This is a genomic window from Rudaea sp., assembly GCF_036383415.1.
In the GTDB taxonomy this organism is placed as follows: domain Bacteria; phylum Pseudomonadota; class Gammaproteobacteria; order Xanthomonadales; family Rhodanobacteraceae; genus Rudaea.
Map to the genome: position 1 here is coordinate 1 of NZ_DASVOK010000228.1, position 1,793 is coordinate 1,793.

Sequence of the window (1,793 nt, forward strand, 5' to 3'; positions counted from 1 at the left end):
TATCATCGCCACCCAGAAGAAGATCGGCGAGAAGGACGCGATGGTCGCGATGAGCGGCCGGCTCAAGGGTCGTCCGCTGATGGCGACGGCGTTCGAGTTCGCCTACATGGGCGGCTCGATGGGCTCGGTCGTCGGCGAAAAATTCACGCTCGCCGCCGAGCGCGCGCTCGAACAGCGCACGCCGTTCGTCTGCTTCTCCGCGACCGGCGGCGCGCGCATGCAGGAAGGCCTGTTCTCGCTGATGCAGATGGCCAAGACCTCGGCCGCGATCGCGCGCCTGCGCGGCGCCGGCGTGCCGTTCATTTCCGTGTTGACCGATCCGACCACGGGCGGCGTCTCCGCCAGCCTCGGCATGCTCGGCGACATCAACATCGGCGAGCCCAAGGCGCTGATCGGCTTCGCCGGCCCGCGCGTGATCGAGCAGACCGTGCGCGAGACCTTGCCGGAAGGCTTCCAGCGCTCGGAATTCCTGGTCGAGCACGGCGCGCTCGACCTGATCGTCGATCGGCGCGAAATGCGCGATCGGCTTGCCACGTTGACTGCGTTGTTGATGCGGCAGCCGCGGGCGGCCTGATTCTGCTCGTCATTCCGGCGACTGCGCGCGCAGGAGCGCGCGCGAACATTCGCGTAGCGAATGGCCCGAAGGGCGAGCGCCAGGACGGCGCGAGTCAAGCCGGAATCCAGCGCCTCGGCTTTTGCGATGAGAGAACCGGCTGTCTACATCATGGCAAGTGGACGCAACGGAACGTTCTATATCGGAGTGATGTCCGATCGAGCGGAGCTACGCCGCGCGCAGCGCGCCGTACTTGCGCAGCCGCTTGTAGCGCCGATCAAGCAACGTCGCTGCATCGACCTTGTCGAGTTCTTCAAGCTGATTGAGCAACACGGCTTTCAACCGAATCGCCATGTTGCGCGGATCGCGGTGCGCGCCGCCGAGCGGTTCGCGCAGCACCTTGTCGATCAGGCCGAGCTCGAGCAGGCGCGGGGCGGTGAGGCCGAGCGCTTCGGCGGCGTCGCGCGCCTTGTCGGCGCTCTTCCACAGGATTGACGCACAGCCTTCGGGTGAGATTACCGAGTAGGTCGAGTACTGCAGCATGTTGGTCACGTCGCCGACGCCGATCGCAAGCGCGCCGCCGGAGCCGCCTTCGCCGATCACGGTGCAGACGATCGGCACCTTGAGTTCCGACATTTCGAGCAGGTTGCGCGCGATCGCCTCGCTCTGGCCGCGCTCTTCGGCGCCGACGCCGGGGTAGGCACCCGGCGTGTCGATAAAGGTGAGGATCGGCAGCTTGAAGCGCTCGGCGAGCTGCATCAAGCGCAGCGCCTTGCGGTAACCCTCGGGACGCGGCATGCCGAAGTTGCGCTTGATCTTGGTCTTGGTGTCGCGGCCCTTCTGGTGGCCGATGATGACGACGCTGCGCCCGTCGATGCGGCCGAGGCCGCCGACGATGGCCGCGTCGTCGGCGTAGGTGCGATCGCCAGCCAGCTCGACGAATTCGTCGCAAATCGTCTGGATGTAATCGAGCGTGTACGGCCGCGCCGGATGGCGCGCGAGCTGAGCGACCTGCCACGAAGTCAGGTTGCGGAAAATGTCCGCGGTCTTGCGCTTGAGCTTGTCCTGCAGCTTGCCGACTTCCTCGTCGATGTTGAAGGCCTGGCCGTGGCTGGCGGCGCGCAGTTCGGCGATCTTCGCATCCAGTTCGGCGATGGGCTGTTCGAAATCGAGGAAGTTCGGGTTCATGTATTGCAATGCGGGGCGCTTCGACGCGCAAGGCGGCGGATTATAGCGCAAG

At 65.7% G+C, this 1,793-nt stretch carries 2 protein-coding genes; one reads left to right on the forward strand and one right to left on the reverse strand.

From position 1 onward, the window contains the following. Positions 1-574: acetyl-CoA carboxylase carboxyltransferase subunit beta (locus VF497_RS08835; protein WP_330887776.1), on the forward strand; the 574-nt coding region annotated here is incomplete at its 5' end. 207 nt (positions 575-781) lie between these two features. Here VF497_RS08835 and VF497_RS08840 read toward each other — a convergent pair. After that, positions 782-1,741 carry an acetyl-CoA carboxylase carboxyltransferase subunit alpha gene (locus VF497_RS08840; protein ID WP_330887778.1) on the reverse strand — a complete coding sequence of 320 codons (960 nt, stop codon included), beginning with the start codon at positions 1,739-1,741 and terminating at the stop codon, positions 782-784. Positions 1,742-1,793 lie beyond the last annotated feature (52 nt).

Coding starts and splice junctions, on each gene's coding strand:
- VF497_RS08840 (WP_330887778.1), bottom strand. CDS start 1,741: ATGAACCCGAACTTCCTCGATTTCGAACAGCCCATCGCCGAACTGGAT.